A 26,624-nucleotide genomic window follows, 5' to 3' on the forward strand; every position below is an offset into this window, starting at 1 on the left:
CACTCCGGGGAGACACCGCCGTTTCCGTCTTCTTCGTTTTCGGCATGGAACGTACCTGGTCACTCAGGACGCGCCCGTGGGGGTGAACTCGTTTGGGACGCGGTCAGTCTGCCTGCATCTGGCACGCGGAACACGCGCGCAACCCGCCCACGGGAACTGGTTTTCGCTTCCTCGGGTTGCGCCTTGAACCCACCGTCCGAACAGGCGATTGCCCTGATCGGGCGTGGTGGGGGCGCTGTCCTGAACCCGGCAGCACGGTCAGCATAACACGCGCCGCGCCGCTCTCACCTGACCGGGCCTTCACCCGCCGGGGTGCCTGCCGCGCCGGGCAGCACGTACCCGCTGAGCGGCGCGTGATCGCTCAGGCGCGCGTCGCGGGCCACCCGCACGTCCCGCACGTTCACACCCGCCGCCAGCAGGTAATCGATGCGCCACCCCACGTTGTTCGCGTAAGCGTTGGCGCGGTTACTCCACCAGGTGTACTCGGCCTGCTCGCCCAGGCAGGCGCGGTGCGTGTCGGTCAGGCCGCCCGCGAGGTGACGGGTCATCCACTCGCGCTCGTGCGGCAGGAACCCGCTGTTCTTCTGATTGCCGCGCCAGTTCTTCAGGTCCACCTCGCGGTGCGCGACGTTGTAATCCCCGCCGATCACCACCGGCTGCCCCCCGGCCAGCAGCGCGTCCGTCCACGCCTGAAAGTCACCCAGCACGCGGTCCTTGAACCCCTGACGCTCCGGGCCGCTGCTGCCGCTCGGCAGGTACACGCTCACGAACCGCACGCCCTCCACCAGCGCACTGACCACGCGGCCCTCGGCGTCCATCTCGGCGTGCTGCATCCCGATCCGCACGTCCTGCAGGCCCCGGCGCGACAGGACCGCCACGCCGCTGTACCCGGCCTTCCCAGCCGGGAACCACGCCCCCTCGTATCCCAGGTGCGCCAGCGCGTCCGGCATGGGGTCGGCGCGCACCTCCTGAAGCAGCAGCACGTCTGGGCCCTCGCGCTCCACCCAGTCTGCCAGTCCCTTGCGCAGCGCGCTGCGCAGTCCGTTCACGTTCAGGGTCGTGACCTTCAACCCGCCGCTCCGGTCCAGTTCCATGTCCGTCATCGCCCCATCTGTCATCGCGCTGGAGCATACCGCCCCGGCCGCGCGTGCCTGAAGAGACGCTCAGGACCGTTCGTGTCCCCGGTACGCGGCCGGTCTGTTACGCTACACGCACCATGGTCGAGATCAAGTTCCGCAACGAGGCAGACGGCAAGGAATTCGAAATGACCCACCCCAAGGCCGGCCGGGTCCTCACGGACATTCAGGTCTGGGCCGAGAAGAACGCCTTCGAGCACGTCGGATTCTGGCGCGACCCCGAGGACGAGCACAAGTTCTGGGTGCAACTCGGCGACGACCGCCTCAACTACTGGATTCACGACAGCACCTTCACCGAAGGCAAGCACGAAACTGTCGAGATGCAGATGGACTACGCCCGCGGAGCGCAGCGCCGCAGCGCCGCCGGGTACGGCAAGTTCGACAAGTAATACGGACTCCGATTGAATGGTTTGCAAAAACTATCCAATCCGAGCGGAGCGAGCAGGAGAGAAACGGGTTCCGCGCGTGGAGTTAACAACCCGGCGTCCTTCCGGTTTGTTAACGAAACAGACGGAATCCGTATAAACACTTTCTGCCGCCTGTTTCGCCGGCACCCCTGCGATCCCGTGGGCTGTCATTAGAAGGCCATGCAGATAGAAGGGCCGTGAGGCGCAGCCGACATGAACGGTCCGCGCCTCACGGCTGTTGTCAGTCGACCGGGACGGTGCCCAGCAGACGCGCCGCTTCCCGCAGCACCTCCGGCGGCTGAACCAGTGCGAAGCGCACGAAGCCCTCGCCACCCGCCCCGAACGCCGCGCCCGGACTGACCGCCACACCCGTGTGCCGCGCGGCTCGCACCGCGAACGCCACACTGTCCCGCAGGCCCGGCACGCGCGCCCAGGCGTACATGCTGGCCTGCGGCGTCGCGACCTCCCAGCCCAGTGCCCGCAGCGCCGGGATCAGCGCGTCGCGCCGCGCCTCGAACACCGCTGCGCCCGCCCGGCCCACTGCGTCCGGCAGTCCCAGCGCGTGCGCCGCCGCCCGCTGAATCCCCAGGTAAGGGTGGAAATCAATGGCGCCCTTCACGCGCGCCAGCGCCGCGATCGCCCCGGCGTCTCCCGCTGCGAACCCCACGCGGAACCCGCCCATGTGGTGCGTCTTGCTCAGCGAATGCAGCTCCACCACGCCGTCCAGCCCGGCCTCTAGCGCACTCGGCGCGCGGTACTCCCCGAAGGTCAGTTCCGCGTACGGGTGATCATGCACCAGCAGGGTGCCGCGCGCCCGGCACCACGCGGCCGCCTCCCGGAAGAACGCCACGTCTGCCACTGCCGACGTCGGGTTATTCGGGTAGTTCAGCAGCAGCACACGGGGCCGCACCCCCTGCGGCACGCTGCCAAGGTCCGGCAGGAAGCCCCGCTCGGGGCGCAGCGGCAGCGTCAGCACGTTCAGGCCCGCCACGGCCGCTGCGCCCAGGTACGGCGGGTAGCACGGGTCCGGCAGCAGCAGCGTCTCACCTGGGTCCGTCACGGCCAGCAGCAGGTGCGCCAGTCCCTCCTGCGCGCCGATCAGCGGCAGAACCTCGCGCCCGGTGTCCACCCGCACCCCGAAGCGTCGGCTCAGGTAGTCGGCGACCGCCTCCCGCAGCGGGGCGGTGTCGCTGAACAGCGGGTAGCGGTACGTCGCGGCGTCGCGCGTCGCCTCCCGCAGCACCTCCAGCACCGCGTCCGGCGGCGGCAGATCACTGCTCCCGATACTCAGGTCAGTCACGCTCAGCCCCGCCGCCCGCGCCTCAACCTTCGCCGCGTCCATCAACGCGAATACACTTCCCGGCACCGCCCCCGCCCGACCTGACAACCACATACCCCCAGGGTAGCCCAGCCGCCCCGGCAGGCCCAACCACAGCCGCAGGCCCAGTCGCCGCAGACTCACGCAGCAGGGTGGTGCTCAGCCCACCCCACGCACGGCGAGGGGCTCACCTCCGAAGAAGTGAGCCCCTGAACCGAAAATCGGGTGTTACTGGTCCACGCCGCCGTACACCGGAAGGCTGACGGTCGTCAGGGCCTTGCCACCGGCGTTCACGGTGATCTGCGCCATATCATTGACAGTCACGCCCGTATCAGCGCGTTCCACGCTCACGTACAGCAAAGCGTATCCGCCCTGGGTATCGACGCTGTCCAGCGTGATGGTCGTGCCGTTGCTCAGGCCAGCCGTGGTGATGCTCAGGTCGTCGGGCAGCGTGCCGCCCAGGTCAGCCAGGGGCACTTCGATGGCCATCCAGCTCGACTCGGTGTACAGCGCGCTGTACTGCAGGCCATTGCCGTCCGTGGCGTACGCGGGCGCAGCGAAGGCATTGCCGGCGGCGAAGGTCAGGGCGAGGGCAGCGGTTACGGTCATCAGGGTCTTTTTCATGGTGGGTCTCCTTGGGTGGCGGGTGCGCCTCGCGGCTGCCTCCCGTCTTGAAACAGAGAATGCGCCCACCCCGTGCAGGGACCATGCAGGCCATGTGCAGATTTATCGAAGGGCCACGCCGGGAGGGCCTGCATCCTGCTGGTCAATGTGAGAGGGGGGGCCACTACCGGAATGCAGACCACGCCCCCGCCCCGGCCTGCTTCAGCGCGTACCCTGAAGACATGGCAGATTCCGGCCTTCAGGTCCTCACCGCCATGATCACCCCGGCCGTTCTGATCAGCGGCGCGGGCACGCTGCTCATGAGCACCAGCAGTCGCCTGGGCCGCGTGACTGACCGTGTCCGGCAGCTCACGGCCCGCTTCAAGGTTCTGGTCACCGAGGACGGCCGCCAGGAAGGGCTGGCCCGCGAGGAGAAACGTCTGATCGTGCAGCAACTCCCGCGACTCGCGCGGCGCAGCCGCATCATCGTGCGGGCCATGACTTCGCTGTACCTCGCCGTGGCGATGCTGGTCCTGACCAGCATCCTGATCGGCAGCAGCGCCCTGCTGAACCAGGCGGCCGGACTGCTGCCCGTCATGATCGCCATTGCCGGGTCGGCCAGCCTCGCGTACGGCGCGCTCCTCCTGAGTTTCGAGACGCGCCTGAGCGCCAGCACCACCCGCGAGGAAATGAAATTCCTCGTTGCCCTCGGGGAACATTACGCCGGACTGTACGATGAACGCCTCATGAAAGAGGTCGGCGAGAAACTCGACGCGTAACCACCCGCCCGCGACCCGCTACGCTACTCGCATGTCCCTGACGTTCACGGCGACCCTGTTCCAGTGGCGCGGCCCGGCCCCGCATTACTTTTTGCGCTTGCCGGACGAACTGGTGCCGGACCTGCGGGACGCGGCGCGGCTGGTCACGTACGGCTGGGGCATGATTCCCTGCCACGCGCGGGTGGGGGAGACGACCTTCCGCACGGCCATCTTCCCGAAGGACGGCGGGTACCTGCTGCCGGTCAAGGTCGCCGTGCGCCGTGCCGAGGCGCTGGAGGAAGGGCAGGACGTGACCGTGACCGTCACCCCCGGCTGAAGCCCAGCGCATCACAGCCCCGCGCATCACAGAAAGACCCCCACCCGTTTCCAGGTGGGGGGTTTTTCTGTGAACTGTGGTCAGCTGTTGACCGTCAACTTTCGTTCATCAACTTCAGTTGGTGTACGTGACGTTGTCGTTCACGACGCCCGGGCGGGTGTCGTCGTAGCTGCGGTCCCCGGTGACGGAGTCGCTGCTGGTGTTGTTCTCGCCGTACTTCTCGAGCGTGCGGTCGTCGGCGACCTGCATGTCGCGCACGGTCTGAAGGCCGGTCCCAGCGGGAATCAGTTTCCCGAGGATGACGTTTTCCTTCAGGCCGATCAGGTCGTCGACCTGGCCCTTCATGCTGGCCTCGGTCAGGACGTGCGTGGTGTGTTGGAAGCTCGCGGCGGACAGCCAGCTCTTGGTGGTCAGGCTGCTCTTGGTGATGCCCAGCAGGACGGGCTTCCAGGAGCTGGGCGTCTGGCCTTCCTCGAGCAGGTCGTTGGCCTGATCGACTTCCCAGCGTTCCACGGTCTGCCCTTCGAGCAGTTCGGTGTCGCCGCCGTCGGTGATTTCCACCCAGCGGAGCATCTGGCGCACGATCACTTCGATGTGCTTGTCGTGGACCTTCACGCCCTGGCTGCGGTACACGCGCTGCACTTCTTCCACCAGATAGCGCTGGGCGGCGTCCGTGTCCTTGTACAGCAGCAGGTCGTGGGGGTTGATGGCGCCGCGCGTGAGCGGCTGACCGGCCTCGACGCGGTCGCCGTCCTTGACGATCATGCGCAGGCTCTTGCTGATCTTGGTGGCGGTCTTGCTGCTGTACTGGTCGTCGTCGGCCTCGATGCGCACGAGGTAGCGTTCTTCCTCTTCCTCAATGCGAACGGTGCCGTCACGGTCGGCCACGGCCGCCGAGGTCTTGGGCTTGCGGGCCTCGAACAGTTCGATCACGCGGGGCAGACCCATGGTGATGTCACCGCCGCCGCTGCCGGCGACCCCACCGGTGTGGAAGGTACGCATGGTGAGCTGCGTGCCGGGTTCCCCGATGGATTCGGCGGCGACCACGCCGACCGCTTCACCCATGCTGACGGGCTTGGCCTGCGAGAGGTCGTAGCCGTAGCACTTCTGGCACACGCCACTCTTGACGCGGCAGTTCAGCGGGGTCCGCACGAACACGCTCTGGAGGACCTTGGCGTTCTTGGTGATCGCCTTGACGTCTTCCAGGGACAGCATGGCGTCGGCTTCGATGGTGCGGCCGTCGATTTCCACGGCGTCGGTCAGGGTGCGGCCGTAGATGCTGGTTTCGATCTCGCTGGCCTTGCGGCTGCGCCATTCGCCCGTGCGCTCGTCCACGGCGCCCAGCGGGATGGAGGTGTAGTCGGTGGTTCCGCAGTCCACGTCGCGCACGACGACTTCGTGGGCCACGTCGACCAGCTTACGGGTCAGGTAGCCGGAGTCGGCGGTACGCAGCGCGGTGTCGGCCCCACCCTTACGCGCGCCGTGGGTGCTGATGAAGTACTCCAGCACGGACAGGCCCTCGCGGAAGCTGGCGCGGATCGGCACTTCGATGGTGCTGCCGTCGGGGCGGGCCATCAGGCCGCGCATCCCGGCGAGCTGCGTGATCTGCTGCGCGTTACCACGGGCACCCGAGAGGCTCATGATCCACAGGGGGTTGAAGGGGTAGTTCTTGCCGAAGTTGTCGAACATGGCGTTCTTGACTTCGTCCTTGGTGTCGTTCCAGAGCTGCACGACCTGCTTGTAGCGCTCTTCCTCGGTCATGAAGCCGAACTCGAAGTTCTGCTCGATCTCGGCGACCTTGGCGTCCGCTTCGGCCAGGATCTCGGTCTTGGCGGGCGGGATGACGATGTCGTCGATGCCGATGGTGATGCCGGAGGTCGTGGAGAGCTTGAAGCCCGCGTCTTTCAGGCCGTCGAGCAGGCCGGCGGTCGCCTCGATCCCGAGGTGTTTGAAGCACGCCATGATCATGTCTTTCAGGTGGTCTTTCTCGTACGCCGTTTCCAGGTTCACGAGGGTGTCGACCAGGGCGGCCTGGGTGCCCAGGGCTTCCTGCACGATCCGGCGGAACATCACGCGGCCCGCGCTGGTGTCGTACGTCACGCCGTTCAGGCGGATGCGCACGAAGTCCTGGTGGTCGATGGTGCCGCGGTTGACGGCCATGATGGCCTCATCCGGGTTGCTGAAGACGTACTTCAGGCGTCCGGCGCTGGTTTCCCTGCCGTTCACGGTGACCGAGCTATTCAGCGCGATCTTGCCAGCGTCCAGCGCGGCCAGGGCGTCCTGCTCGCTGCTGAACTCGCTGCCCGCGCCGAGGTTGTCGGTGCGCAGCAGGGTCAGCGTGAAGATCCCCAGGATGATGTCGCGGCTGGGCTTGACGTTCGGCTCGCCGTTCGCGGGGGACAGCAGGTTGTGCGCGCTGAGCATCTGGATGCGCGCTTCGGCCTGCGCCTGGGCGCTCAGGGGGACGTGGATGGCCATCTGGTCGCCGTCGAAGTCGGCGTTGAAGGCTTCACAGACCAGCGGGTGCAGCTGGATGCTCTGACCCTCGACCAGCACGGGCTCGAAAGCCTGGATGCCCAGTCGGTGCAGGGTGGGCGCGCGGTTGAGCAGCACGACCTTGTCCTCGATGACCTCTTCCAGGGCGTCCCAGACGCTGTCGCGGGTGTCGCGGTAGCGTTCGAGCATCTTGCGGGCCTGCTTGATGTTCGTGACCTCGCCCTTCTCTTCAAGGACCTTGAACAGGAACGGCTTGAAGAGTTCGAGCGCCATGCGCTTGGGCACACCGCACTGGTGCAGTTTCAGCTGCGGGCCGACCACGATCACCGAGCGGCCGGAGTAGTCCACGCGCTTACCCAGCAGGTTCTGACGGAAGCGGCCCTGTTTCCCGCCGAGCAGGTCGGTCAGGGAACGCAGCGAGCGGTCGGAACCGGGGTTGGTGACGGGGCTGCCGCGGCGGCCGTTGTCGATCAGGGCGTCCACCGCTTCCTGAAGCATGCGCTTCTCGTTGCGGATGATCATGTCCGGCGCGCCCTGGCCCATCAGTTTCTTCAGGCGGTTGTTGCGGTTGATCAGGCGGCGGTACAGGTCGTTCAGGTCGCTGGTCGCGAAGCGGCCGCCGTCCACCTGCACCATCGGACGCAGGTCCGGGGGCATGACGGGCACGGTGTTCAGGATCATCCAGCTGGGGTGGTTGCCGCTGCGTTTGAACGCACGGGTCACTTCCAGGCGCTTGCGGGCCTTGGCGCGCTTGTGGCGGCTGGAGTCCTTCATCATCTCGTTCAGTTCGACTTCCAGCTCGTCGAGGTTCAGGTCGTCCAGGAGTTCCTTGACGGCCTCGGCGCCCATCTTCGCTTCGAAGTCGTACGACTCGATCACGCGGACCTGCTTGCGCACCAGGTCGATCTCGATGCGGCCGCTGATGTCGCTCTGGAGGTTGCCACCGTCGGCGAGTTCGTCGCCGGGCTCGACGCGGTCGCCGTTCACGACGAGGGGCTCGTCGTCGTAGGTGTAGACCTTGGCCTTGCTGACGATGATGCTGGCGGGGTTGTGCAGGGTGATGACGCCGTCGGCCTGCGCGATGACTTCCTCTTCCTTGTCGATGGCTCCGATGATCTTCTGGCCACGGCGGACGTCGCTGCCGTCCCCGACCAGAACGTGCATCTGCGGCTGGATGCCGTGCTCAGCGCGGCGGGTCCAGTGCGCGGTGACGGTCACGTCACCCTTCTTCTTGGGGAAGGTGACGGCGCTCAGGCGGCTGTCACGGCTGACGCGCAGGCGCGTGCCGCTCGCGGCGTCGGCCAGTACGGTGCCCGCCTCGATGATCTCGCCGTGCACGACCTGCACGTTCATGCCGTGAGGCACGTACACGCGGCTCAGGACCTCGCCCATGGGCGCGGCGGCCTCTTCCTCGTCTTCGGCGGTGGGCGCGGCGGCCAGGGTCTCGCGAATCTCGACCATGACGCTGTCCTCGCCCATCTCGTGCAGGAACACGGTGCCGTCGACCGGAGCGGTCAGCGTCACGTCGGCTTCCAGTTCCGCCAGGATCTCACCGGCGCGGAAGGTTTCCTGCTCGACCAGTGCGTCGGCGGGCAGCGGCAGGCTGGCCTCCACTTCCTCGGCGTACGCGATCACGGCGCGGCGCGGGAAGCGGTACTGAGCCAGGCCGTCCATCTTGCTGACGACCGTGCCGCCCAGCACCTGGCCGCGCGTGACGTACTCGCCGTCACGGATGTCCGCCTCGATACCGCCGGTCAGGGCGTAGGTTTCCTGACGGCCGAAGCGCAGTTCGCGGTACTCGTCGTCGCTGAGCAGCTCGCCGCGCTTGAGCGGGCGGCCGTCCTTCTGGGCGTTGCGGGGCGTGGTGACCAGGAAGGAGCTGAAGTACAGCACCTTCTCCAGCTGACCGGCGCTCAGGTCCAGCAGCGTGCCGATCTTGCTGGGCGTGTCCTTCACGTACCAGATGTGCGCGGCGGGCGTGGCCAGGTCGATGTGACCCATGCGGTAGCGGCGGACCTTGCTGCTCGTGACTTCCACACCGCAGCGCTCGCAGACCTTGCCCTCGTAGCGCTGGCGCTTGTACTTCCCGCAGGCGCACTCATAGTCCTTCTGCGGCCCGAAGATGCGCTCGTCGAACAGACCTTCACGCTCGGGTTTCAGGGTGCGGTAGTTGATGGTTTCGGGTTTCTCGACCTCACCGAACGACCACTCGCGGATTTTCTCCGGGCTGGCGATGGCGATACGAACTTTGCTGAAATCTTTCATTGATTCTCCCTCGGAGAATGGTGGCGGCTTATGGATGATGGGTGATGGACCCGGTCAGACTGTGTTGTTCCATCAACCATCACCTCTCGACTCCTGGCAGTGCCGCAGGCGCTCAGCGCTTGGGCATCATGCCTTCGAAGATGTCGACGTTCTTGTCGTGCGTGTCGAGCACTTCGACGTCCAGGCCCAGCGAGTGGAGTTCCTTGACGAGCACCTTGAACGACTCGGGGATGGTGCTGCCCGACACTTCCTCACCCTTGACGATGCTCTGGTACGCGGCGTCGCGTCCGTCGATGTCGTCGGATTTGATGGTGAGCATTTCCTGCAGGACGTGCGCGGCGCCGTACGCTTCGAGCGCCCACACTTCCATCTCGCCGAAGCGCTGACCGCCGAACTGCGCCTTCCCGCCCAGCGGCTGCTGGGTGATCAGGGAGTACGGGCCGGTGCTGCGGGCGTGCAGTTTGTCTTCCACCATGTGGTACAGCTTCATGACGTACATGGTGCCGACCACGACCGGGCCGCTGATGGGCTCGCCGCTGCGGCCGTCGTACAGCACGCTCTTGCCGGTGCGGGCGAGCTGCATCTGCGCGCGCTCGTAATCGCCGCCGGGCGCGTCGACAACGCCGACCTTCCCGGCGCGGTCGAGGACTTCCTGCTCGCGCTTGTCGAGTTCGAAGCCGTCGTCCTTGCGGGCCTGGAGGCGTTCGGCCGCGGCGACTTCCAGCATTTCCTTGATGGCCGCTTCGGTCACGGAGTCGAACACGGGGGTTTCGAACTTCTGACCGGTCAGGCGGGCCACTTCACCCAGGTGGGTTTCCAGGATCTGCCCGAGGTTCATGCGCGACGGCACGCCTAGCGGGTTGAACACGAGATCGACGGGGGTGCCGTCTTCCAGGTAGGGCATGTCCTCGGGGGCCATGATCTTGGAGACGACGCCCTTGTTCCCGTGGCGGTTGGCGACCTTGTCGCCGACCTGCAGCTGGCGTTTCTGGGCCACGTACACGCGGACCATTTCACGCACGCCGGGCTTGAGGTCCACGCCCTCGTCGCCGCGGCGGAAGCGCACGGTCTTGACGACGATGCCGCCCTGGCCGGACTGCACGCGCAGGCTGGTGTCCTTCACTTCGCGGGCCTTCTCACCGAAGATCGAGCGCAGCAGGCGTTCTTCCGGGGTGGGTTCGCTTTCACCCTTGAAGGAGGTCTTGCCGACCAGGATGTCGCCGGGTTTGACTTCGGCGCCGACGCGCACGATGCCGTCCTCGTCGAGGTCGCGCAGCGCGGCTTCCGAGAGGCCCGGGATGTCGCGGGTGATCTTTTCGGGCCCGAGTTTGGTGTCACGCGCCTCGATCTCGTCTTTCTCGATGTGCACGGACGTGTAGAAGTCCTTGCGCACCAGGCCCTCGCTGATGCAGATGGCATCCTCGAAGTTGAAGCCGTCGAAGGGCATGATCGCAATGGTGATGTTCTGACCGAGCGCGAGGCGGCCCAGGTCGCTGGCGGGACCGTCGGCGATGACCTGCCCGGCCTTGACCATGTCACCGATATCCACGATGGGGTGCTGGTCGAGGTTGGTGCCCTGGTTGCTGCGGGTAAAGCGCACGGTCTCGAAGGTGCGGACGTTCCCGGTGCTCAGGCCCGCCGTGGGGGCGTCCTCGGTCAGGGTGATCTGGATGACGCGGGCGTCCACGTAGGTGACCTTGCCGGTCACGTCGCTGACGACGCTGGTGCCGCTGTCGGTCACGACGCGGCTCTCGACGCCGGTGCCCACGGCGGGGCTGTCGGCGCGCACGAGCGGCACGGCCTGCGACTGCATGTTGGAACCCATGAGCGCGCGGTTGGCGTCGTCGTGCTCCAGGAAGGGGATCAGGCTGGTGTTGATCGAAACGATCTGCTTGGGCGACACGTCCATGAAGTCCACTTCTTCAGGGGTGTACCAGAGGGGATCGCCCTTGCGGCGTGCCAGAACGCGCTCGTCACTGAAGGTGCCGTCGTCGTTCAGCGGGCTGTTGGCCTGCGCGACGGTGTAACGGTCCTCGATGTCGGCGGTCATGTAGACCACGTCACTGGTGACCAGTCCGTTCTCGACGCGGCGGTACGGGGCCTCGATGAAGCCCAGGTTGTTCACCTTCGCGTAGGAGGCCAGACTGCTGATCAGGCCGATGTTGGCGCCTTCCGGCGTTTCGATCGGGCAGATGCGGCCGTAGTGGGTACGGTGAACGTCACGCACGTCAAAGCCGGCGCGTTCACGGGTCAGGCCGCCCGGCCCCAGTGCGGAGATACGGCGCTTGTGGCGCAGATCCGACAGGGGGTTGGTCTGGTCCTTGAACTGGCTCAGCTGGCTGCGCCCGAAGAATTCGCGCATGGCCGCCACAATGGGGCGGTTGTTCACGAGTTTGGTGGGGGTGGCGGCGTCCGGGTTGCCCAGCAGCATGCGCTCGCGCACGCCACGCGCCATGCGGCCCATGCCGACGCGCAGCTGGTCGGCCAGCAGTTCGCCCACGGTGCGCACGCGGCGGTTCCCGAGGTGATCGATGTCGTCCTCGCCGACCGGGATGTCGTTCATCACGCCGTCCGCGTCGGCCATGCCCACGGTTTCCTTGCCGTACTGCAGGGCCATCAGGTAGCGGATGGTGTCGACCAGACCGGCGTCCGTGAACTTGCCGTCCTCGAAGTTCAGCAGGGTGCGTTCTTCACGCTGCACGCCCAGCTTGGTGTTCATCTTGAAACGGCCGGGCTCGCCCAGGTCGTAACGGCGCGGGTCGGCCAGCAGACCGTACAGGTACTGGATGGCCTTGTCACGCTTGGGCGGATCGCCGGGGCGCAGGACCGTGAACAGGCGCAGCAGGGCCTCGTCGGCTCCCATGCCCGCGCTCTTGTCCTCGGGCAGTTCCATGTCCGGCTCGAACTCCGTGAACAGCGACTTGAGGCTGGCGTCGTCATAGCCGAGGACGCGCAGCAGCATCGCCACGGGGAACTTGCGCTTGTTGACCTTCATTTCCAGGATGCCGCCCGCGAACTCCAGCTCGATCCAGGGGCCGCGTTTGGGCATGGGAATGATCGCGCCGGTGTACATCTTCTTGATGCCCTTGTAGGAGCTCGTGAAGTACACGCCGGGGCTACGGTGGATCTGCGAGATGATCACGCGGTCCGCGCCGTTAATGACGAAACTGCCGTCCTTGGTCATCAGGGGCAGGTCGCCCAGGAACACCTGGTCTTCCTTGATCAGGCCGCTGTCCTTGTGGATCAGTTGCAGTTTGGCGTACATGGGCGCCTGGTAGGTGACGTCCTTCTCGCGGCATTCCTCGGGCGTGTAGGGCGGCTCGCCCAGGCGGTACTCGAGGTAATCGAGGACCAGGCCCGTGCTGCGGCCCTTCTCGGTCTCGTCGATCGGGAAGACTTCTTTAAAGGCGCTCTGCAGGCCCACGTTCTCACGCTGCTCCGGGGCCTTGTCGGCCTGGAGGAACGCGCGGAACGAGTTCACCTGGATTTCTGTCAGGTTGGGAAGGGGAATCACTTCCGCAATGTCACCGAAACGCTCGATGCGGGGTACTTTACCGGTCAAACTCATGTCCACCTCGCACGCACCCTGGGTCCTGCGCTGCGCCTTCCGGGGCTGGAAAAGGCGTAGGCGGAACACGCAACCCCTCCGGTCGCGGTCCCTGAATTAAGGCTTAGTTTTGCAGACCCGTTCGCCGCAACTAGCTCCTGCCCGACCCATCATGGTCAGCACAGGGCAGTATAGACCCGCCGTGCATGACAGGTCAACCGCCCCGGAGTGCTCGCGCCCGGTCTCTAATGTCCGGAAGTATGCCGCAGCCGCGCCCCAGAATCAATCGACTTTACGCACCCCGCCCGGCCTCCCGCAGCGGCCCCGGCAGGCGCTGACCTTGCCTTCAGATTGACAGTCTGACCCGCCCCCATTCCGTAGGATGAACGCGTGGACGCCCTGCAACCCTACCTGCCCCTGATCTACACCATTCTGCGCGGACTGGCCGTCGTCGGCCTCGTTCACGCCCTGATCACCCGGCAGCCACCGTACTGGATGCTCACGCTGGGATTCGCCGCGTTCCTGGGCGGCATCTTCAGCATGGTGTTCTCGCTGGTGTACGTGTTCACGGTCCTGATCCCCAGCCTGCGCGGCGGCACACGGGTGGCCGGGAGGGCCGTGGCGCGCGGCGTGGAATCCCTGAAGCCACTGGACCTGCGCATCCGCGAGGCGCACGAGCAGTTGCAGGAAAGCGACACCCTCCAGAACCGCGCCGATCTGGCCGCCCTGCAAGCCCGCGCCGGCCGCCCCGACGACGCGCAGGCCACCCTGGCCCCCCTCCTGAGCGGCATCTACGCCGACGATCCAGTCGTGCTGCTCACCAGCGCCGAACTGGACCTCGCCCGGCAGGAACCCGCCCCGGCCGCCGCGAAACTCAACCGCGTGGACCTGAAAACCAGCGCCGCCACCCGCACCCGCACCCTGACCCTCCTGGCCCAGGCGCAGGACGCCCAGAACCTCCCCGAAACCGACCAGACCTACCGCGACGCCATCACAGGCGCCACCACCGAGGAACCCCGCGCCCGCTACGCCGCGTACCTGATCCGGCAGGGCAGGGAAGACGAAGCCCGCGCCCTGCTGGACGCCCTGGCCAAAACCGAGAAGAAGGCCAGCGGCCTCTACCGCCGCCAGGAACGCGAATGGTTCCAGATGGCCGCCGGACTGAGGAAAGAGCTGAAGTGAGCAGGTACATGCATGACACCGTGACGGTCTGGGCGGCCCACGCACCCGCGGAAGCGGAGTTGGCCGGAGCAGTGAGATTCGACTCCGCCGCAGAGGAAGGGGAATCGAGGTCAGCCTTCTCCATAGCCTTCCGAACAGGCTGGTACGACGACGATTTCGCCTTCTACCTTTACGGTGACGAGCTTGCCTCGCTCCTGACTGACTGCTCTGCGTCCTGGCTCACGCTGGATCAGCAGGCCACGTCGCGTCTTTCATCTGGGGGGGAGTGGAATGCGCTGTATGTCATCAGTGGAGGGGCCGGCGACGAGTGGCGGGGCGAGGAGGCCCGCCCTCCCATGCCGCACGGGTCTGTTTGCGCCTCGAAATTCTGACGCTCTAGGTCATCTTTATTACCCGGCTAATATTGCCTTTCTGTAATTCATCCGGGTAAAATACAGGTATGGATACCGCACCCACCTTCACCACCTTCGACCGACATACCCGCTGCCTGACCGCGCCCCTCACCGACACACTCACCCTGTTGCACTCCCAGCCCCGCGCGGGCCTGCTGACCTTCGACGATCAGACCGGGCGCAGCGTGGACTTCAACCTGAGCGGAACCCTGGACGACGTGCTGGCCCGATACGCTCCCGAAACGCCCCGCACCGGCCCCGGCCGCCCGAAACTGGGCGTCGTGTCGCGCGAGGTCAGCCTGCTGCCCCGCCACTGGGAGTGGCTGGAACGCCAGCGCGGCGGGGCGTCGGCGGCGCTGCGGCGCCTGATCGACGAGGCTCGCAGGGTCGACCCGGACAGCGAACGACGCGCGCAGGCCCAGGCGGCTGCCGACCGCTTCCTGGGCGTGATGGCCGGCGACCTGCCCGGTTACGAGGAAGCCACCCGCGCCCTGTACGCCGCTGACCGCGACCGTTTCGAGGCCCAGTTGCACCTCTGGCCCGACGACCTGCGCCTGCACGCCCTGTACCTCGCCGCGCCAGCCTTCCCCGTCGCGCCCGCGCCTGCCCCCGGCCCCGCATGACCGGCCCTGAAGGCCTACGCGAGCACCGCCACACGCCACGTCCTGGCATCATCCGCATCACGCACGTGCCCAGTGGCCGCACGCACCTGAACTGCAGCACCGACGCGCCTGCCCTGCTCAACCGCACCCGCTTCGAGTTGCAGACCGGCACCCACCGCGCACCCGCGCTGCAACGCGACTGGAATACTGACGGCCCAGACTCCCTGACCTTCGAACTGCTGGACGAACTCCCTTCACCCCGCACCGGGACCCGCACGCCCGCTGCGTTGCGGGACGACCTGAAGGAGCTGCTGACGCTATGGCAGGAGACACTGAACATCCCACCCGACCGGACGGCCTGACCGCGCCCTCCCCAGCGTTGCCGCTGCCGCCTGGCACCCCAGCGGCCATGCTGGAAGCCCTGGCCCGGCAGGATCACGCCGGACTGCGCGCAGCGGTAGCGCGGCACCCCAACACGCCGCCCGCGCTGCTGGAAGCCCTGGCCGCCACCGAACCGGGCGCGGTCCTGAGCAACCCGGCGCTCCCGCTGTTGCGACTGGCGCACCCACGGCTGCTGCTGAATACCCCGCGCGCCACCCTGCTGGCCCTGGTCGGCAGCCCCGCCGCACCCGACTGGCTGAGGCGGCACGCCCTGGCCCACCCGGATACCGGGGTGGTCGCGGCGGCCGCCAGCCACCCGGATCTGACGCCCGCCCAGCTGGCAGCCCTGGCGGAGCACCCAGCCTGGCAGGTGCGTTCCCGCGTGGCCGCCCGGCCAGACCTGCGAGACGACACACTGCGGGCACTGGCCGCCGACCCGGATTACGGGGTGCGGATGTACGTGGCGGCCCGCCCGGACCTGCCGCCAGCCGTGCAGGCGCAGTTGCGCCAGGACCCGTCGGCCTTCGTGCGGCAGGTGCTGGCCCGCCCCGCACCGCAGCGCTGAATCTGCATCAACCGGACCGCCGGGCACGGAAAAACCCCCAGCCGAAGCTGGGGGCCTGCACTCCCGGTTAGGGGGGACTTACTTGAGTTCGACGCGGGCGCCAGCAGCTTCCAGCTGGGCCTTGATCTTCTCGGCTTCGTCCTTGCTGATGCCTTCTTTCAGCGCGCCGCCCTTCTCGCTCATGTCCTTGGCTTCTTTCAGGCCCAGGCCGGTGATGGCGCGGATTTCCTTAATGACGTTGATCTTGCTGGCGCCGGCGTCGATCAGAACGACGTCGAACTCGGTCTTCTCTTCAGCGGCGGGGCCGGCAGCGGCAGCGGGGCCAGCGGCGACGGCGGCGGTGACGCCCCAGGTTTCCTTCAGACCGTCGATGAGGTCCGCGAGTTCCATGATGGTGAGCTGGCCGAGCTGGTCGATAAGAGCCTGTTTGTCGTAAGCCATGATGTATTCCTCCGAAATTGAAATAGGTGATTGAGATGGTGAAGCGGTGAAGGACGGTCGGGTGGCGCGTGGCCGGAGCCCGGACCGTTCAGGCGTTCAGGCCTGTTCTTCGAGCTTGGTCTTGTACGCTTCGAGGACGCCCACGAAGTTGCTGAGGTGCGCGCTGAGCACGCCCACCAGCTCGCCCTGAAGGCTCTGCTTGCTGCCCAGGCTGGCCAGACGCTCGACGACTTTCACGTCGACGCGGTTGCCCTCGACAAAGCCGGCCTTGACGGTCGGGATGCCCTTGTCGTTGCCTTTGGCGGCGTCGCTGAGAGCCTTGGCGACCCCGGCGGGGTCTTCCTGAGCGACAACGATGGCGCTGGGGCCTTTCAGAGCGTCGGCAAAGTCACGGCCGCCGTCCTGAAGGGCGAGGTTGATCAGGGTGTTCTTGGCAACAATCAGCTGCCCGCCCTTCTCGCGGATGTCTTTACGCAGTTTGCCCAGCTGGCCGGCGGTCAGGCCCTGGTAGTCGACCACGTAGAACGTGTCGACGCCCGTAAGGCTGCCCTTGAGGCTGCTGAGGGTCTGCTGGTTCTTGTCGTTCGCCACGCAGTACCTCCTAGGTGGGAACAAGTCCAGGTGCAGTGCTCGTCACCTGACAACTCGGCGGGATGTTTAAACCTGGCAAGGGTCCCCGCTGTCATGGATGCCTGAAAAGAAACGGATTGGAAAGGTGCGAGAAGTGCACCGGGGTGCCAACGGTTTGGTGAAACTCAGTGGGTACAGCCTGTCGGGAACCGCGCCGCCCGGAGACGGGCAGTTCCCGGCGCGCTTAGCCCTGCGACAGGCTCAGCGGAATGCTGGGGCCCATCGTGGTGGTCAGGAAGGCGCTGCGCAGGAAGACGCCCTTGGCGCTCCCGGGCTTGGCGGCTTCCAGCGCGCTGACGAGCGAAGCGTAGTTCTCGCTCAGGGTGCCGGGCTCGAAGCTGGCCTTCCCGATGGGCGCGTGAACGACGCCGGTCTTGTCGTTACGGAACTCGATCCGACCGGCTTTCAGGCTCTTGACCATGCCGGCCACGTCGGGACCGACGGTGCCGCTCTTGGGGTTGGGCAGCAGGCCGCGCGGCCCGAGCAGACGCGCGAGCTTCTGGCCGACGGCGGCCATCATGTCGGGGGTGGCGACAACAGAGTCGAACTCCATGAACCCACCGGCGATGCGGTCGATCAGTTCGTCGCTGCCGACCACGTCGGCGCCGGCGGCTTCGGCGGCCTGCACGTTCTCACCCTTGGTGATCACGGCGACGCGCACGCTACGGCCGGTGCCGTGGGGCAGGGCGACCGTGCCACGCACGTTCTGGTCGCTCTTGCGGGGGTCGATGCCGAGGCGGAAGTGCACTTCGACGGTCTCGTCGAACTTCGCGGTGGCGATGTCCTTGACCAGGGCGGCGGCTTCGTCGATGGTGTACTGCTTGTTGCGGTCCACCTTGGCGATCAGCGCCTCGTAACGCTTACCGTGCTTAGGCATTCGGGGCCCCCTCGATGGTCACGCCCATGGAGCGGGCGGTGCCAGCAACCGTGTTCGCGGCGGCTTCGATGCTACCGGCGTTCAGGTCGGGCATCTTGGTCTTGGCGATTTCCAGAACCTGATCCCAGTTGAGCTTGCCGACCTTGGCCTTGTTGGGGGTCGCGCTGCCTTTCTGCAGGCCAGCGGCCTTGCGGATCAGGTAGCTCATGGGGGGGGTCTTGGTAATGAAGGTGAAGGAGCGGTCGGCGAAGATGGTGATCTCGACGGGGATGATCGCGTCACCCTTGTCGGCCGTCATCGCGTTGAACGCCTTCGTGAACTCCATGATGTTCGCGCCGTACTGGCCGAGCGCGGGACCCACGGGGGGGGCCGGAGTGGCCTTACCTGCCGGGAGTTGCAGTTTGACTAAACCTGCGACTTTTTTCATGTATTCCTCCTTAGCTCCCCCTGCCGCGCCGCCTGGAGGAGGCCGGTCGGGGTGCTGACGCTAAGTTCTGCGCTTCCACCCTGGGGTGGATTGACAGCAACTTTTCGATTTTACTGCCTTCTGCTGCATTTGCCAAGGTGTGCGCCCCGGAAGGGGTGACCGTGACGACAGATCCAGCGGATGGATGGGCGGCCCGGAAGATACGGCGGGGTGAGCGCCACGTCGTCTGGGCCGCGCCGGAAACTACTTGGCGACCTGACTGAAGTCGAGTTCGACCGGCGTTTCACGGCCGAAGATGCTGACCAGCACCTTGACCTTCGCCTGCGGAATGTTGACCTCGCTGATGACGCCGCTGAAGTCCGCGAACGGACCGCCCGTGACGCGCACCATGTCGCCCGCCTTGAAGTCGACCTTCACGCGCGGCACTTCCTCGACCACTGGCTGCGCAGCCACACCGACCGAGGCCAGCAGACGCTGCACTTCCTCGGGCGACAGGGGCACGGGGCGGGTGGCCGTTCCGACGAAGCCGGTCACGCCGTTCGTGCCACGCACGACTTCCCACGACTCGCCCAGTTCGCCGGGCGCGTCGTCGTCCTCGATGTCCATCTGCACGAACACGTAGCCGGGGAACAGCTTGCGTTTCACGGTTTCTTTCTTGCCACCGTCACGGAGTTCCACGGCTTCCTCGGTGGGTTGAAGCACCTGGAAGATCTTCGTGCCGCGCATGCCGAGTTTGCCGGCGCGGTCCATCAGGTGCTGCTCCACGCGGTCTTCCTGACCCACGTAGGTATGCACGGCGTACCATTCAATACCCATCAAAGCACCGCCCGAATCAGGTTGCTGAACAGCAGGTCAAGCGCGTACACGATGAGGGTCAGGGCAATCACGAAGATCACCACGGCCTGGGTTCCCTCCAGCACCTGCTGACGGGTAGGCCACGAGACACGCGACAGTTCCGCGCGCGAGTCACGGAAGTACTGAATCAAGTTCATGCGTTCACCTGCGCAAAGAGAAAGAGTCGACACCGGACTGCCGGGCCGCTGCCATCAGGCCGCGCACGCCCGGCAGGGGAAATCAGACCTTCTTCTCCTTGAAGACAACGTGCTTCTTGGCAACGGGGTCGTACTTACGCAGTTCCATCTTGGCCTGCGTGTTGCGGCGGTTCTTGGTGGTCGTGTAGTAGAAGCCGGTGCCTGCGCTGCTTTCCATTTTCACGATGATGCGGGGGCCGTCTTTCGCCATGATGTTGCTCCTTCGCAGTCCCTCTGTCCGGGGGTCTGCTCCCAGCGTTCCTTTCTGGTGGTCGTTCTGCCACGGTGGGCGTCCGGACCCGCTGGTAAAAGCCCGCCTTGTGGCGGGCAACATTCCAATTATAGAGAGTCCAGGGTCAGGTGTCCACTGTGCCCGGCAGTCCAGTCGGGAAACCGTCGATGCTGACGGCGTTTTTTCGTGCCTGATACTTCTGGAGTCCCGCCGGGCCCTGCCCGGACGCCCAGGTGTTCAGGTCCTCACGGTCCTGCGCGAACTCCATGAGCGGCACCGCCATCCCGCAGGAGGTCTGCACGAGATCCACGTCCATGACGAATACCTGCCGCGCGCCCGGCAGCGGGGCCAGCAGAGTCACCCAGTCCGCCCAGTCGGGGTCGGCAGAGTGAACGGCGCGTGCCTGTCCGTACGGGCGCAGGATCAGCGGCGGCCCCTGCAACGCGCAGAACATCAGTGTCATGCGCGGGCTGATACGGACTCCGATGGAATGGTTTGCAAAAACCATTCCATCCGAGCGGATGCGAGTGGGAGCAAAGCGGATTCCGGACGTGGAGTTGGCAACCCGGTGCTGTCCCGGGTTGTCAACGAAACAGACGGAATCCGTATGAGGCGTAGGTGGGCGGCCGTTTCGTTCCCGCTGCCAGTCACGTTCAGCCACGCCACCCGGTTCGGCCCCAGTACCCGCAGGCTGTCCAGGCCCTTGGGTGACACGTTCACGCGCCCGTCCGGGGCGGCCGTGCCCGCGAAGAACAGGTGCTGCGCCTCAATGAACGCCCGCAAGTGGTCACTGATACCCGGAAGCTGCTTCGCCATACGGCAGGGTAGCAACGCCACCGGGTAGTGCCGGGCCAGTCACGCAGAAAGGGGGAGACCCGAAGGCCTCCCCCTTTCCTGTGTCTTGATTACTCCAGGACCTTGGCGACGACGCCGGCGCCGACGGTACGGCCGCCCTCGCGGATCGCGAAGCGCAGGCCTTCTTCCATCGCGATCGGCTTGATCAGCTCAACCACGAACGTGATGTTATCGCCGGGCATGACCATCTCCACGCCCTCGGGCAGTTCCACCACGCCTGTCACGTCCGTCGTGCGGAAGTAGAACTGGGGACGGTACCCGCCGAAGAACGCGCTGTGACGCCCGCCTTCGTCCTTGCTCAGCACGTACACGCTCGCTTCGAACTTCGTGTGCGGCTTGATGCTACCGGGCTTCGCCAGCACCTGACCGCGCTCCACGTCGTCACGCGCCACGCCACGCAGCAGCACGCCCACGTTGTCGCCCGCCATGCCGCTGTCCAGCAGCTTGCGGTGCATTTCGATCCCGGTCACCGTGGTCTTCTTCGTGTCGCGCAGACCGATGATTTCCACTTCGTCCTGAACCTTCACCACGCCACGCTCGACACGGCCGGTGGCGACGGTGCCGCGCCCGGTGATCGTGAAGACGTCTTCGACGGGCATCAGGAAGGTCTTGTCCGTGGCGCGCTCGGGGGTGGGGATGTAGCTGTCGACGGCGTCGAGCAGTTCCCAGATGCGGTCAACCCAGTTGTTCTCGCCGCGGCCGGTCTTGGGGTTGGCCTGCAGGGCTTCGAGGGCCTGCAGGGCGCTGCCCTTGATGACGGGGAGGTCGTCGCCGGGGAACTCGTACTTGCTGAGGAGTTCACGGACTTCCATTTCGACGAGCTCGAGGAGTTCTTCGTCGTCGACCATGTCGACCTTGTTCATGAAGACGACGATGTAGGGCACGCCGACCTGACGGGCGAGCAGGATGTGCTCGCGGGTCTGGGGCATGGGGCCGTCAGCGCTGGACACGACCAGGATGGCGCCGTCCATCTGGGCGGCTCCGGTGATCATGTTCTTGACGTAGTCGGCGTGGCCGGGGCAGTCAACGTGGCTGTAGTGGCGGCTGGGGGTGTTGTACTCGACGTGGGCGGTGTTGATGGTGATACCGCGGGCTTTTTCCTCGGGGGCCTTGTCGATCTGGTCGTAGGCCAGTTTTTCGATGGTGGGGTCCGAGGCGGCGGCGGTGAAGGTGATGGCCGCAGTCAGGGTGGTCTTGCCGTGGTCGACGTGACCGATGGTGCCCACGTTCACGTGGGGCTTGGTGCGTTCAAACGTTCCCTTAGCCATGTGTGTGTCCTCCTGAGGTGGAACTGCCCGGTTTCCGGGCAAGCCTTGACAGTGTACAAGTCCGCGCGGGAAACGCAAAGAGCCTAACAGCTCAGAGTTCTCACGGCGGCCCGGTGGTGATCTGACAGTGTGGGCGAGTAGAAGAGGCGCGACCCACAAGTTGAGGGTCGCGCCGGTTGTTGGAGCTTCTGATCGGGTTCGAACCGATGACCTCTCCCTTACCAAGGGAGTGCTCTGCCACTGAGCTACAGAAGCGCTAGGGAAAGCGGGAAACGAGACTTGAACTCGCGACATTCAGCTTGGGAAGCTGACGCTCTACCAACTGAGCTATTCCCGCGTGATCGTGGTGGGCAGGGGCGGATTCGAACCGCCGTACACGTACGTGAACAGATTTACAGTCTGTCGCCTTTAACCACTCGGCCACCTACCCGGATTGTCATACCCACTGTCTCGAATCTAGCACGCTTGGGCTTGTGGAAGTCCTTTGCGCTTGGAGCCACCCAGGAGAATCGAACTCCCAACCTTCCGATTACAAGTCGGGTGCTCTACCAGTTGAGCTAGGGTGGCACCGTCCCTGTTCGAATGCTGGAACAATGTCCGGCCTCTGAGTGCGGTTGCTGCGGCGCTTTTCGGCGCGTTCACTTCCGGCTGTGAATAGTAGCAGTCACCCCCGAAGGTGTCAATCATTCCCGCCACGTGCCCGGCCCCCACCCGGTCCCGGCAGTTCCCCGGGCACCACCCGAACGGCCCTGGGACGCACTTCAGTGCCGCTCCGCGCAGCCCGGGGTTCCGCTGACTGCCCCGACCTGGCGCCCCCTTGAGCAAACCCTGAACGAGGCAGTGGTATGCGCCATGTGGCGCATTTGCCCCTGAGCCAGCGGGCGTATGCTGACCCGCGCACGGGACCGCGCGGCCGCCCCGACTGGCCCCGGCAGGCCAGAGCGGCTGAGGCCCCCTGAAAGACCGCCCACCTTCCCAGCCTACCCTCACTTGTTTGCCCCTGTTACCCCCCACGAGGTTCCCCTTGGACAGTTTCCGCACCCTGATCCCGTACCTGCGGCTGCACCAGCGCCAGTACGTGATCGGCCTGATCGCCGTCGTGATCGCCAACTCGTTCAGCCTGCTGCCCTACTACTTCATCCGCCTGACCATCGACGGCCTGACCGGGCAGGTGGACGCCGACCCCGCCACGACCGGCATCGCGCTCGGCACCGCCGGCCTGTACGCGCTGGGGATCGTGGGCGCCGCGCTGACCTCCGGCGCGTTCATGCTGCTGATGCGGCGCATGATCGTCGTCGCGTCCCGCCAGACCGAGTACGAGATCCGCCGCGACCTGTTCGCGCACCTGCAGGGCCTGGACAAGCCGTACTACGACCGCGCCCGCACCGGCGACCTGATGAACCGCCTGACCGGCGACCTGAGCGCCGTGCGCGAAATGCTGGGGTTCGGCGCGTGGCAGATCGTGAACATCGTCTCGGGGTTCATCACGGCCTTCTCGGTGATGTTCAGCCTCAGCTGGCAACTCACGCTGATCGTCCTGGCCATCGTGCCGGTCATCGTGGGCGTCCTGACGTACCTGGCGCGGCAGATCAACGTCCGCCACCGGCTGGCGCAGGAGCAGAACTCACTGATCGCCGCCAAGGCCCAGGAGAACTTCAGCGGCGCGCGCGTCGTCAAGGGCTACGCCATCGAGAACCGCGAGATCGACGACTACCGCGCCATGAACCTCGAACTGCTACGCCGCAACATCGCCCTGACCAAGGTGGACGGCCCCCTGCGGTCCTTCATGAGCCTGCTGCTGGGCCTCGCCTTCGGCCTGATCCTGCTGGTCGGCGGACGACTGATCCTGGCGCCCGACAGCACCTTCACGGTCGGCATGTTCGTGCAGTTCGTCGGGACCCTGGAACGCCTGACCTTCCCGATGCTGATGGTCGGCTGGATCACCGGCGTCACCCAGCGCGGCCTGGCCTCCTGGCTGCGCCTGAAAGAAATCTTCGACTCTCAGGCTCTCGTGCGTGACGAATCGGGCCGCACCGACGGCTCGCTGCGCAGCGTGAGTGGCGACGTGACCTTCGACAACGTCACCGTGCGCTACGGCGACAAGACCGTCCTGAGCGGCGTGAACCTGCACATACCCGCCGGAACCTTCCTGGGCATCACCGGCCCCACCGGCAGTGGCAAGACCGTGCTGGGGCAACTGCTGACTCGCTCGATGGACCCCACCAGCGGGCGCGTCCTCGTGGACGGCCACGACGTGCGCGTCATGCCGCTACGCACCCTGCGCGACGCGATCAGCGTGGTCCCGCAGGAACCGTTCCTGTTCAGCGACACCATCGCCAACAACATCGGCTTCGGCCTGGACAACCGCGACCTGCCGCCCGTCCCGACCGGCGTGAGCGTGGTCGGCGCGCCCCCACCCGACGACATTCCCCAGCAGCCCGACCCCGCCCGCGTGCGTGAGGCCGCCCGCCTCGCCGGCCTGACCGAGGACGTGGACGGCTTCCCGCAGGGCTTCGACACCAGCCTCGGCGAGCGCGGCGTGACCCTCAGCGGCGGGCAGCGGCAACGCACCGCCATCGCCCGCGCCATCGTCCGCGAACCCCGCATCCTGATCCTCGACGACTCCCTGAGCGCCGTGGACACCGAAACCGAACGCCGCATCCTGGACGGCCTGCGCGAGATCAGCCAGGGCCGCACCGTCATCCTGATCGCGCACCGCGTCAGCACCCTGCGCCACGCCGACCAGATCCTGGTCCTCGAGGACGGCCGCGTCACCGAACAGGGCAGCCACGACGACCTGCTGGAGCAGAATGGCCACTACGCGCAGCTCGAGCGCCTGCAACGCCTCGCCAGCGACCTCGACGCGGACGACGAGACTCCCCTCGATCCCGAAGCGGCCGCCGACAGGCTGGAAACCGCCCCCACCCCCGAACAGGTGACCCGATGACCCGCCCCGACGCCAACGACGCCTTCCAGAAAGGCTTCGACACCCAGCTGACCCGCCGCATCCTGCACTACGTCCGCCCGTACCTGCCGCTGGTGATCGGCGGGGTGCTGCTGGCCCTGCTGATCTCGCTGGCCGCGCCGCTGTTCGCGCTGATCCAGCGGCACGCCATCGACACCTACCTGTCGCCGCTGGCGCTGCGTACCGAACCGGACCGCGACCTGCTGCGGCGCGGCCTGACCGGCGCGGCCCTGCTGTACATGGGCCTGAAAGTCGTGGAATTCGCCCTGCAATACGCCTTCACGCTCGCCATCGGCTACCTGGGGCAGAACGTGCTGCGCGACATCCGCGCCGACGTGTTCGGCAAGTTGCAGAGGCTGCCGCTGTCGTACTTCGACCAGAACCCGGTGGGCCGCCTGATCACCCGCGTCACCAGCGACGTGGACGCCATCAACCAGTTCATCACGGGCGGCCTGGTCAGCCTGATCCAGAGCAGCTTCATCATCGTCGTGTACGTGGTCATCATGCTCAGCGTGAACTGGCAGCTGGCGCTGATCTCGTTCACGGTGCTGCCCGTCCTGTTCCTGGCCACCAACTACTTCCGCGCCCGCCTGCGCGACGCGTTCCGCGAAACCCGCACGCAGCAGGCCACCGTGAACAGCAAACTGAACGAGAACATCACGGGCATGCTGACCGTGCAGCTGTTCGGCCGCGAACGCCGCAGCGCCCTGGACTTCAACCTGAGTAACCGCGCCCTGCTGAGCGCCAACGAGAACTCCGTGAAGTGGTTCTCGCTGTTCATGCCGGTCGTGGCGGTCCTCGGGCAGGTGGCCGTCGCGCTGATCCTGTACTTCGCGGCCCGCCAGATCCTGGGCGTGGACGCCAGCGGAGCCGTGGCCGGCGCCATCACGGTGGGCACGTTGTTCGCGTTCGTGCAGCTCTCGCAGCAGCTGTTCCAGCCGATCCAGGACCTCGCGGACGTGTTCAACAACCTCCAGGCGGCCATGGCCAGCAGCGAACGCATCTTCGGCGTGCTGGACACCGAGGAGAGCATCACCGACAAGCCGGACGCCAGGACCCTCACAAACTTCGAGGGCAGCGTGGACTTCCGGAAAGTGTGGTTCGCGTACGACCAGACCGTCACCGCCGACACCCCAGACACGGACGACCGCTGGATTCTGCGCGGCATCGACCTGCATATCCGCCCCGGCGAGAGCGTTGCCCTGGTCGGTGCGACCGGCGCGGGCAAGACCAGCGTCACCGCCCTCGTCAGCCGCTTCTACGACGTGCAGCGCGGCAGCGTGAACGTGGACGGCATCGACGTGCGCGACCTTGCGCAGCACGACCTGCGCCGCCACGTGGGCGTCGTGTTGCAGGACGTGTTCCTGTTCGCCGGGACCATCGAAAGCAACCTGACCCTCAACAACCCGGACATCCCCCACGAACGCGTGATCGAAGCCTGCCGGTACGTCGGCGTGCACGACTACATCCTGAGCCTCGAACACGGCTACCAGACCGAGGTGCGCGAACGCGGCGCAACCCTCAGCACCGGCCAGAAACAACTGCTGGCCTTCGCCCGCGCCCTCATCCAGAACCCGGACATCCTGCTCGTCCTCGACGAGGCCACCGCCAACGTGGATACCGAAACCGAACTGCGCATCCAGCAGGCCCTGACCCGCGTCATGCAGGGCCGCACCAGCGTCATCATCGCCCACCGCCTCAGCACCATCGAACACTGCGACCGCATCGTCGTGATGCGCAAGGGCCGCATCGTGGAACAGGGCAGCCACCACCAGCTGCTGGAAAAGGGCGGTTACTACGCCCGCCTGCACCGCCTCCAGTACGCGCAGGCCGACGCCGCCGACTGACCGGGCAGGCCGACAGGGGGCGCAGGGTGCGGTGTCGACCGCTCCTGCGCCCCCTTCCCGTG

At 66.2% G+C, this 26,624-nt stretch carries 24 protein-coding genes and 4 tRNA genes; 9 read left to right on the forward strand and 19 right to left on the reverse strand.

The genetic code is table 11. The features are described from left to right. Positions 1-284: 284 nt before the first annotated feature. The gene (locus M8445_RS08705; protein WP_273987387.1) at positions 285-1,118 is read right to left on the reverse strand and encodes an exodeoxyribonuclease III; all 834 of its coding nucleotides are present in this window, start codon (positions 1,116-1,118) and stop codon (positions 285-287) included. 98 nt (positions 1,119-1,216) lie between these two features. On the opposite strand from M8445_RS08705, the gene M8445_RS08710 reads away from it, so the two are divergent. Further along, positions 1,217-1,525, forward strand: coding sequence for a hypothetical protein (locus tag M8445_RS08710; RefSeq protein WP_273987389.1), 309 nt, complete (start codon positions 1,217-1,219; stop codon positions 1,523-1,525). A gap of 259 nt (positions 1,526-1,784) precedes the next feature. Here M8445_RS08710 and M8445_RS08715 read toward each other — a convergent pair whose 3' ends face one another. Together M8445_RS08715 and M8445_RS08720 are read right to left on the reverse strand one after the other, a co-directional pair. Continuing rightward, positions 1,785-2,936 (reverse strand): aminotransferase class I/II-fold pyridoxal phosphate-dependent enzyme, encoded by a 1,152-nt coding sequence (locus M8445_RS08715; protein ID WP_273987391.1) that lies wholly within the window; start codon positions 2,934-2,936, stop codon positions 1,785-1,787. A 153-nt stretch (positions 2,937-3,089) separates the two neighbouring features. Beyond that, positions 3,090-3,485 carry a hypothetical protein gene (locus M8445_RS08720; protein ID WP_273987393.1) on the reverse strand — a complete coding sequence of 132 codons (396 nt, stop codon included), beginning with the start codon at positions 3,483-3,485 and terminating at the stop codon, positions 3,090-3,092. 221 nt (positions 3,486-3,706) lie between these two features. On the opposite strand from M8445_RS08720, the gene M8445_RS08725 reads away from it, so the two are divergent. Further along, positions 3,707-4,243, forward strand: coding sequence for a DUF2721 domain-containing protein (locus M8445_RS08725; protein WP_273987394.1), 537 nt, complete (start codon positions 3,707-3,709; stop codon positions 4,241-4,243). Positions 4,244-4,274: 31 nt separating this feature from the next. Then, complete coding sequence (locus tag M8445_RS08730; RefSeq protein WP_273987395.1) at positions 4,275-4,559, forward strand: DUF1905 domain-containing protein; 285 nt, start codon at positions 4,275-4,277, stop codon at positions 4,557-4,559. 114 nt (positions 4,560-4,673) lie between these two features. Here the strand turns inward: M8445_RS08730 and M8445_RS08735 are convergent, their stop codons facing one another. Beyond that, positions 4,674-9,320, reverse strand: coding sequence for a DNA-directed RNA polymerase subunit beta' (locus M8445_RS08735; RefSeq protein WP_273987396.1), 4,647 nt, complete (start codon positions 9,318-9,320; stop codon positions 4,674-4,676). 112 nt (positions 9,321-9,432) lie between these two features. After that, positions 9,433-12,888: a DNA-directed RNA polymerase subunit beta gene (gene rpoB, locus M8445_RS08740; protein ID WP_273987397.1), complete on the reverse strand. Its 3,456-nt coding sequence runs from the start codon at positions 12,886-12,888 to the stop codon at positions 9,433-9,435. Positions 12,889-13,257: 369 nt separating this feature from the next. Between rpoB and M8445_RS08745 the strand changes: the two genes are divergently transcribed. The 4 genes from M8445_RS08745 (at position 13,258) to M8445_RS08760 (ending at position 15,989) form a co-directional block, all read left to right on the forward strand. Continuing rightward, the gene (locus M8445_RS08745) at positions 13,258-14,049 is read left to right on the forward strand and encodes a hypothetical protein (RefSeq protein WP_273987398.1); all 792 of its coding nucleotides are present in this window, start codon (positions 13,258-13,260) and stop codon (positions 14,047-14,049) included. Between the two features lie 439 nt (positions 14,050-14,488). Further along, a complete protein-coding gene (locus tag M8445_RS08750) occupies positions 14,489-15,064 on the forward strand; it encodes a DUF2239 family protein (RefSeq protein ID WP_273987399.1) in 576 nt (191 codons plus the stop codon). Continuing rightward, the gene (locus M8445_RS08755; protein WP_273987400.1) at positions 15,061-15,405 is read left to right on the forward strand and encodes a GIY-YIG nuclease family protein; all 345 of its coding nucleotides are present in this window, start codon (positions 15,061-15,063) and stop codon (positions 15,403-15,405) included. The genes M8445_RS08750 and M8445_RS08755 overlap by 4 nt, the downstream gene beginning before the upstream one ends. Then, entirely contained in the window at positions 15,363-15,989 is a 627-nt protein-coding gene (locus M8445_RS08760) for a variant leucine-rich repeat-containing protein (RefSeq protein WP_273987401.1), read from the forward strand. The genes M8445_RS08755 and M8445_RS08760 overlap by 43 nt, the downstream gene beginning before the upstream one ends. 78 nt (positions 15,990-16,067) lie before the next feature. On the opposite strand, the gene rplL is transcribed toward M8445_RS08760, so the two are convergent. The 14 genes from rplL to M8445_RS08830 all read right to left on the reverse strand — a co-directional run bounded on the left by rplL (position 16,068) and on the right by M8445_RS08830 (position 22,317). Further along, on the reverse strand, positions 16,068-16,430 hold the full coding sequence (gene rplL, locus M8445_RS08765; protein WP_273987402.1) for a 50S ribosomal protein L7/L12: 363 nt from the start codon (positions 16,428-16,430) through the stop codon (positions 16,068-16,070). A gap of 96 nt (positions 16,431-16,526) precedes the next feature. Continuing rightward, positions 16,527-17,021 (reverse strand): 50S ribosomal protein L10, encoded by a 495-nt coding sequence (gene rplJ, locus M8445_RS08770; RefSeq protein ID WP_055362215.1) that lies wholly within the window; start codon positions 17,019-17,021, stop codon positions 16,527-16,529. A gap of 223 nt (positions 17,022-17,244) precedes the next feature. Continuing rightward, a complete protein-coding gene (gene rplA, locus M8445_RS08775; RefSeq protein ID WP_273987403.1) occupies positions 17,245-17,937 on the reverse strand; it encodes a 50S ribosomal protein L1 in 693 nt (230 codons plus the stop codon). After that, complete coding sequence (rplK, locus tag M8445_RS08780) at positions 17,930-18,364, reverse strand: 50S ribosomal protein L11 (RefSeq protein WP_273987404.1); 435 nt, start codon at positions 18,362-18,364, stop codon at positions 17,930-17,932. The genes rplA and rplK overlap by 8 nt, the downstream gene beginning before the upstream one ends. A gap of 243 nt (positions 18,365-18,607) precedes the next feature. Further along, a complete protein-coding gene (gene nusG / locus M8445_RS08785) occupies positions 18,608-19,180 on the reverse strand; it encodes a transcription termination/antitermination protein NusG (RefSeq protein WP_273987405.1) in 573 nt (190 codons plus the stop codon). Continuing rightward, on the reverse strand, positions 19,180-19,356 hold the full coding sequence (gene secE, locus M8445_RS08790; RefSeq protein ID WP_189065881.1) for a preprotein translocase subunit SecE: 177 nt from the start codon (positions 19,354-19,356) through the stop codon (positions 19,180-19,182). The genes nusG and secE overlap by 1 nt, the downstream gene beginning before the upstream one ends. 82 nt (positions 19,357-19,438) lie before the next feature. Continuing rightward, positions 19,439-19,606 (reverse strand): 50S ribosomal protein L33, encoded by a 168-nt coding sequence (rpmG, locus tag M8445_RS08795; RefSeq protein WP_022800165.1) that lies wholly within the window; start codon positions 19,604-19,606, stop codon positions 19,439-19,441. Between the two features lie 145 nt (positions 19,607-19,751). Then, the gene (locus M8445_RS08800) at positions 19,752-20,090 is read right to left on the reverse strand and encodes a hypothetical protein (protein ID WP_273987406.1); all 339 of its coding nucleotides are present in this window, start codon (positions 20,088-20,090) and stop codon (positions 19,752-19,754) included. After that, entirely contained in the window at positions 20,087-20,443 is a 357-nt protein-coding gene (locus M8445_RS08805) for a pyridoxamine 5'-phosphate oxidase family protein (protein WP_273987407.1), read from the reverse strand. The genes M8445_RS08800 and M8445_RS08805 overlap by 4 nt, the downstream gene beginning before the upstream one ends. A gap of 89 nt (positions 20,444-20,532) precedes the next feature. Continuing rightward, entirely contained in the window at positions 20,533-21,750 is a 1,218-nt protein-coding gene (gene tuf, locus M8445_RS08810; protein ID WP_273987408.1) for an elongation factor Tu, read from the reverse strand. Positions 21,751-21,930: 180 nt separating this feature from the next. Then, a tRNA-Thr gene (locus M8445_RS08815) sits at positions 21,931-22,005 on the reverse strand. Between the two features lie 9 nt (positions 22,006-22,014). Further along, positions 22,015-22,087, reverse strand: a tRNA-Gly gene (locus M8445_RS08820). A gap of 7 nt (positions 22,088-22,094) precedes the next feature. Next, positions 22,095-22,180 (reverse strand) — tRNA-Tyr (locus M8445_RS08825). A gap of 61 nt (positions 22,181-22,241) precedes the next feature. Continuing rightward, positions 22,242-22,317: transfer RNA gene (locus tag M8445_RS08830), tRNA-Thr, on the reverse strand. Between the two features lie 457 nt (positions 22,318-22,774). On the opposite strand from M8445_RS08830, the gene M8445_RS08835 reads away from it, so the two are divergent. Both M8445_RS08835 and M8445_RS08840 read left to right on the forward strand, forming a co-directional pair. After that, complete coding sequence (locus M8445_RS08835) at positions 22,775-24,697, forward strand: ABC transporter ATP-binding protein (RefSeq protein WP_273987409.1); 1,923 nt, start codon at positions 22,775-22,777, stop codon at positions 24,695-24,697. Then, positions 24,694-26,562 (forward strand): ABC transporter ATP-binding protein, encoded by a 1,869-nt coding sequence (locus tag M8445_RS08840; protein ID WP_273987410.1) that lies wholly within the window; start codon positions 24,694-24,696, stop codon positions 26,560-26,562. The genes M8445_RS08835 and M8445_RS08840 overlap by 4 nt, the downstream gene beginning before the upstream one ends. Positions 26,563-26,624 lie beyond the last annotated feature (62 nt).

It is taken from the genome of Deinococcus aquaticus, assembly GCF_028622095.1.
In the GTDB taxonomy this organism is placed as follows: Bacteria; Deinococcota; Deinococci; order Deinococcales; family Deinococcaceae; genus Deinococcus; species Deinococcus aquaticus.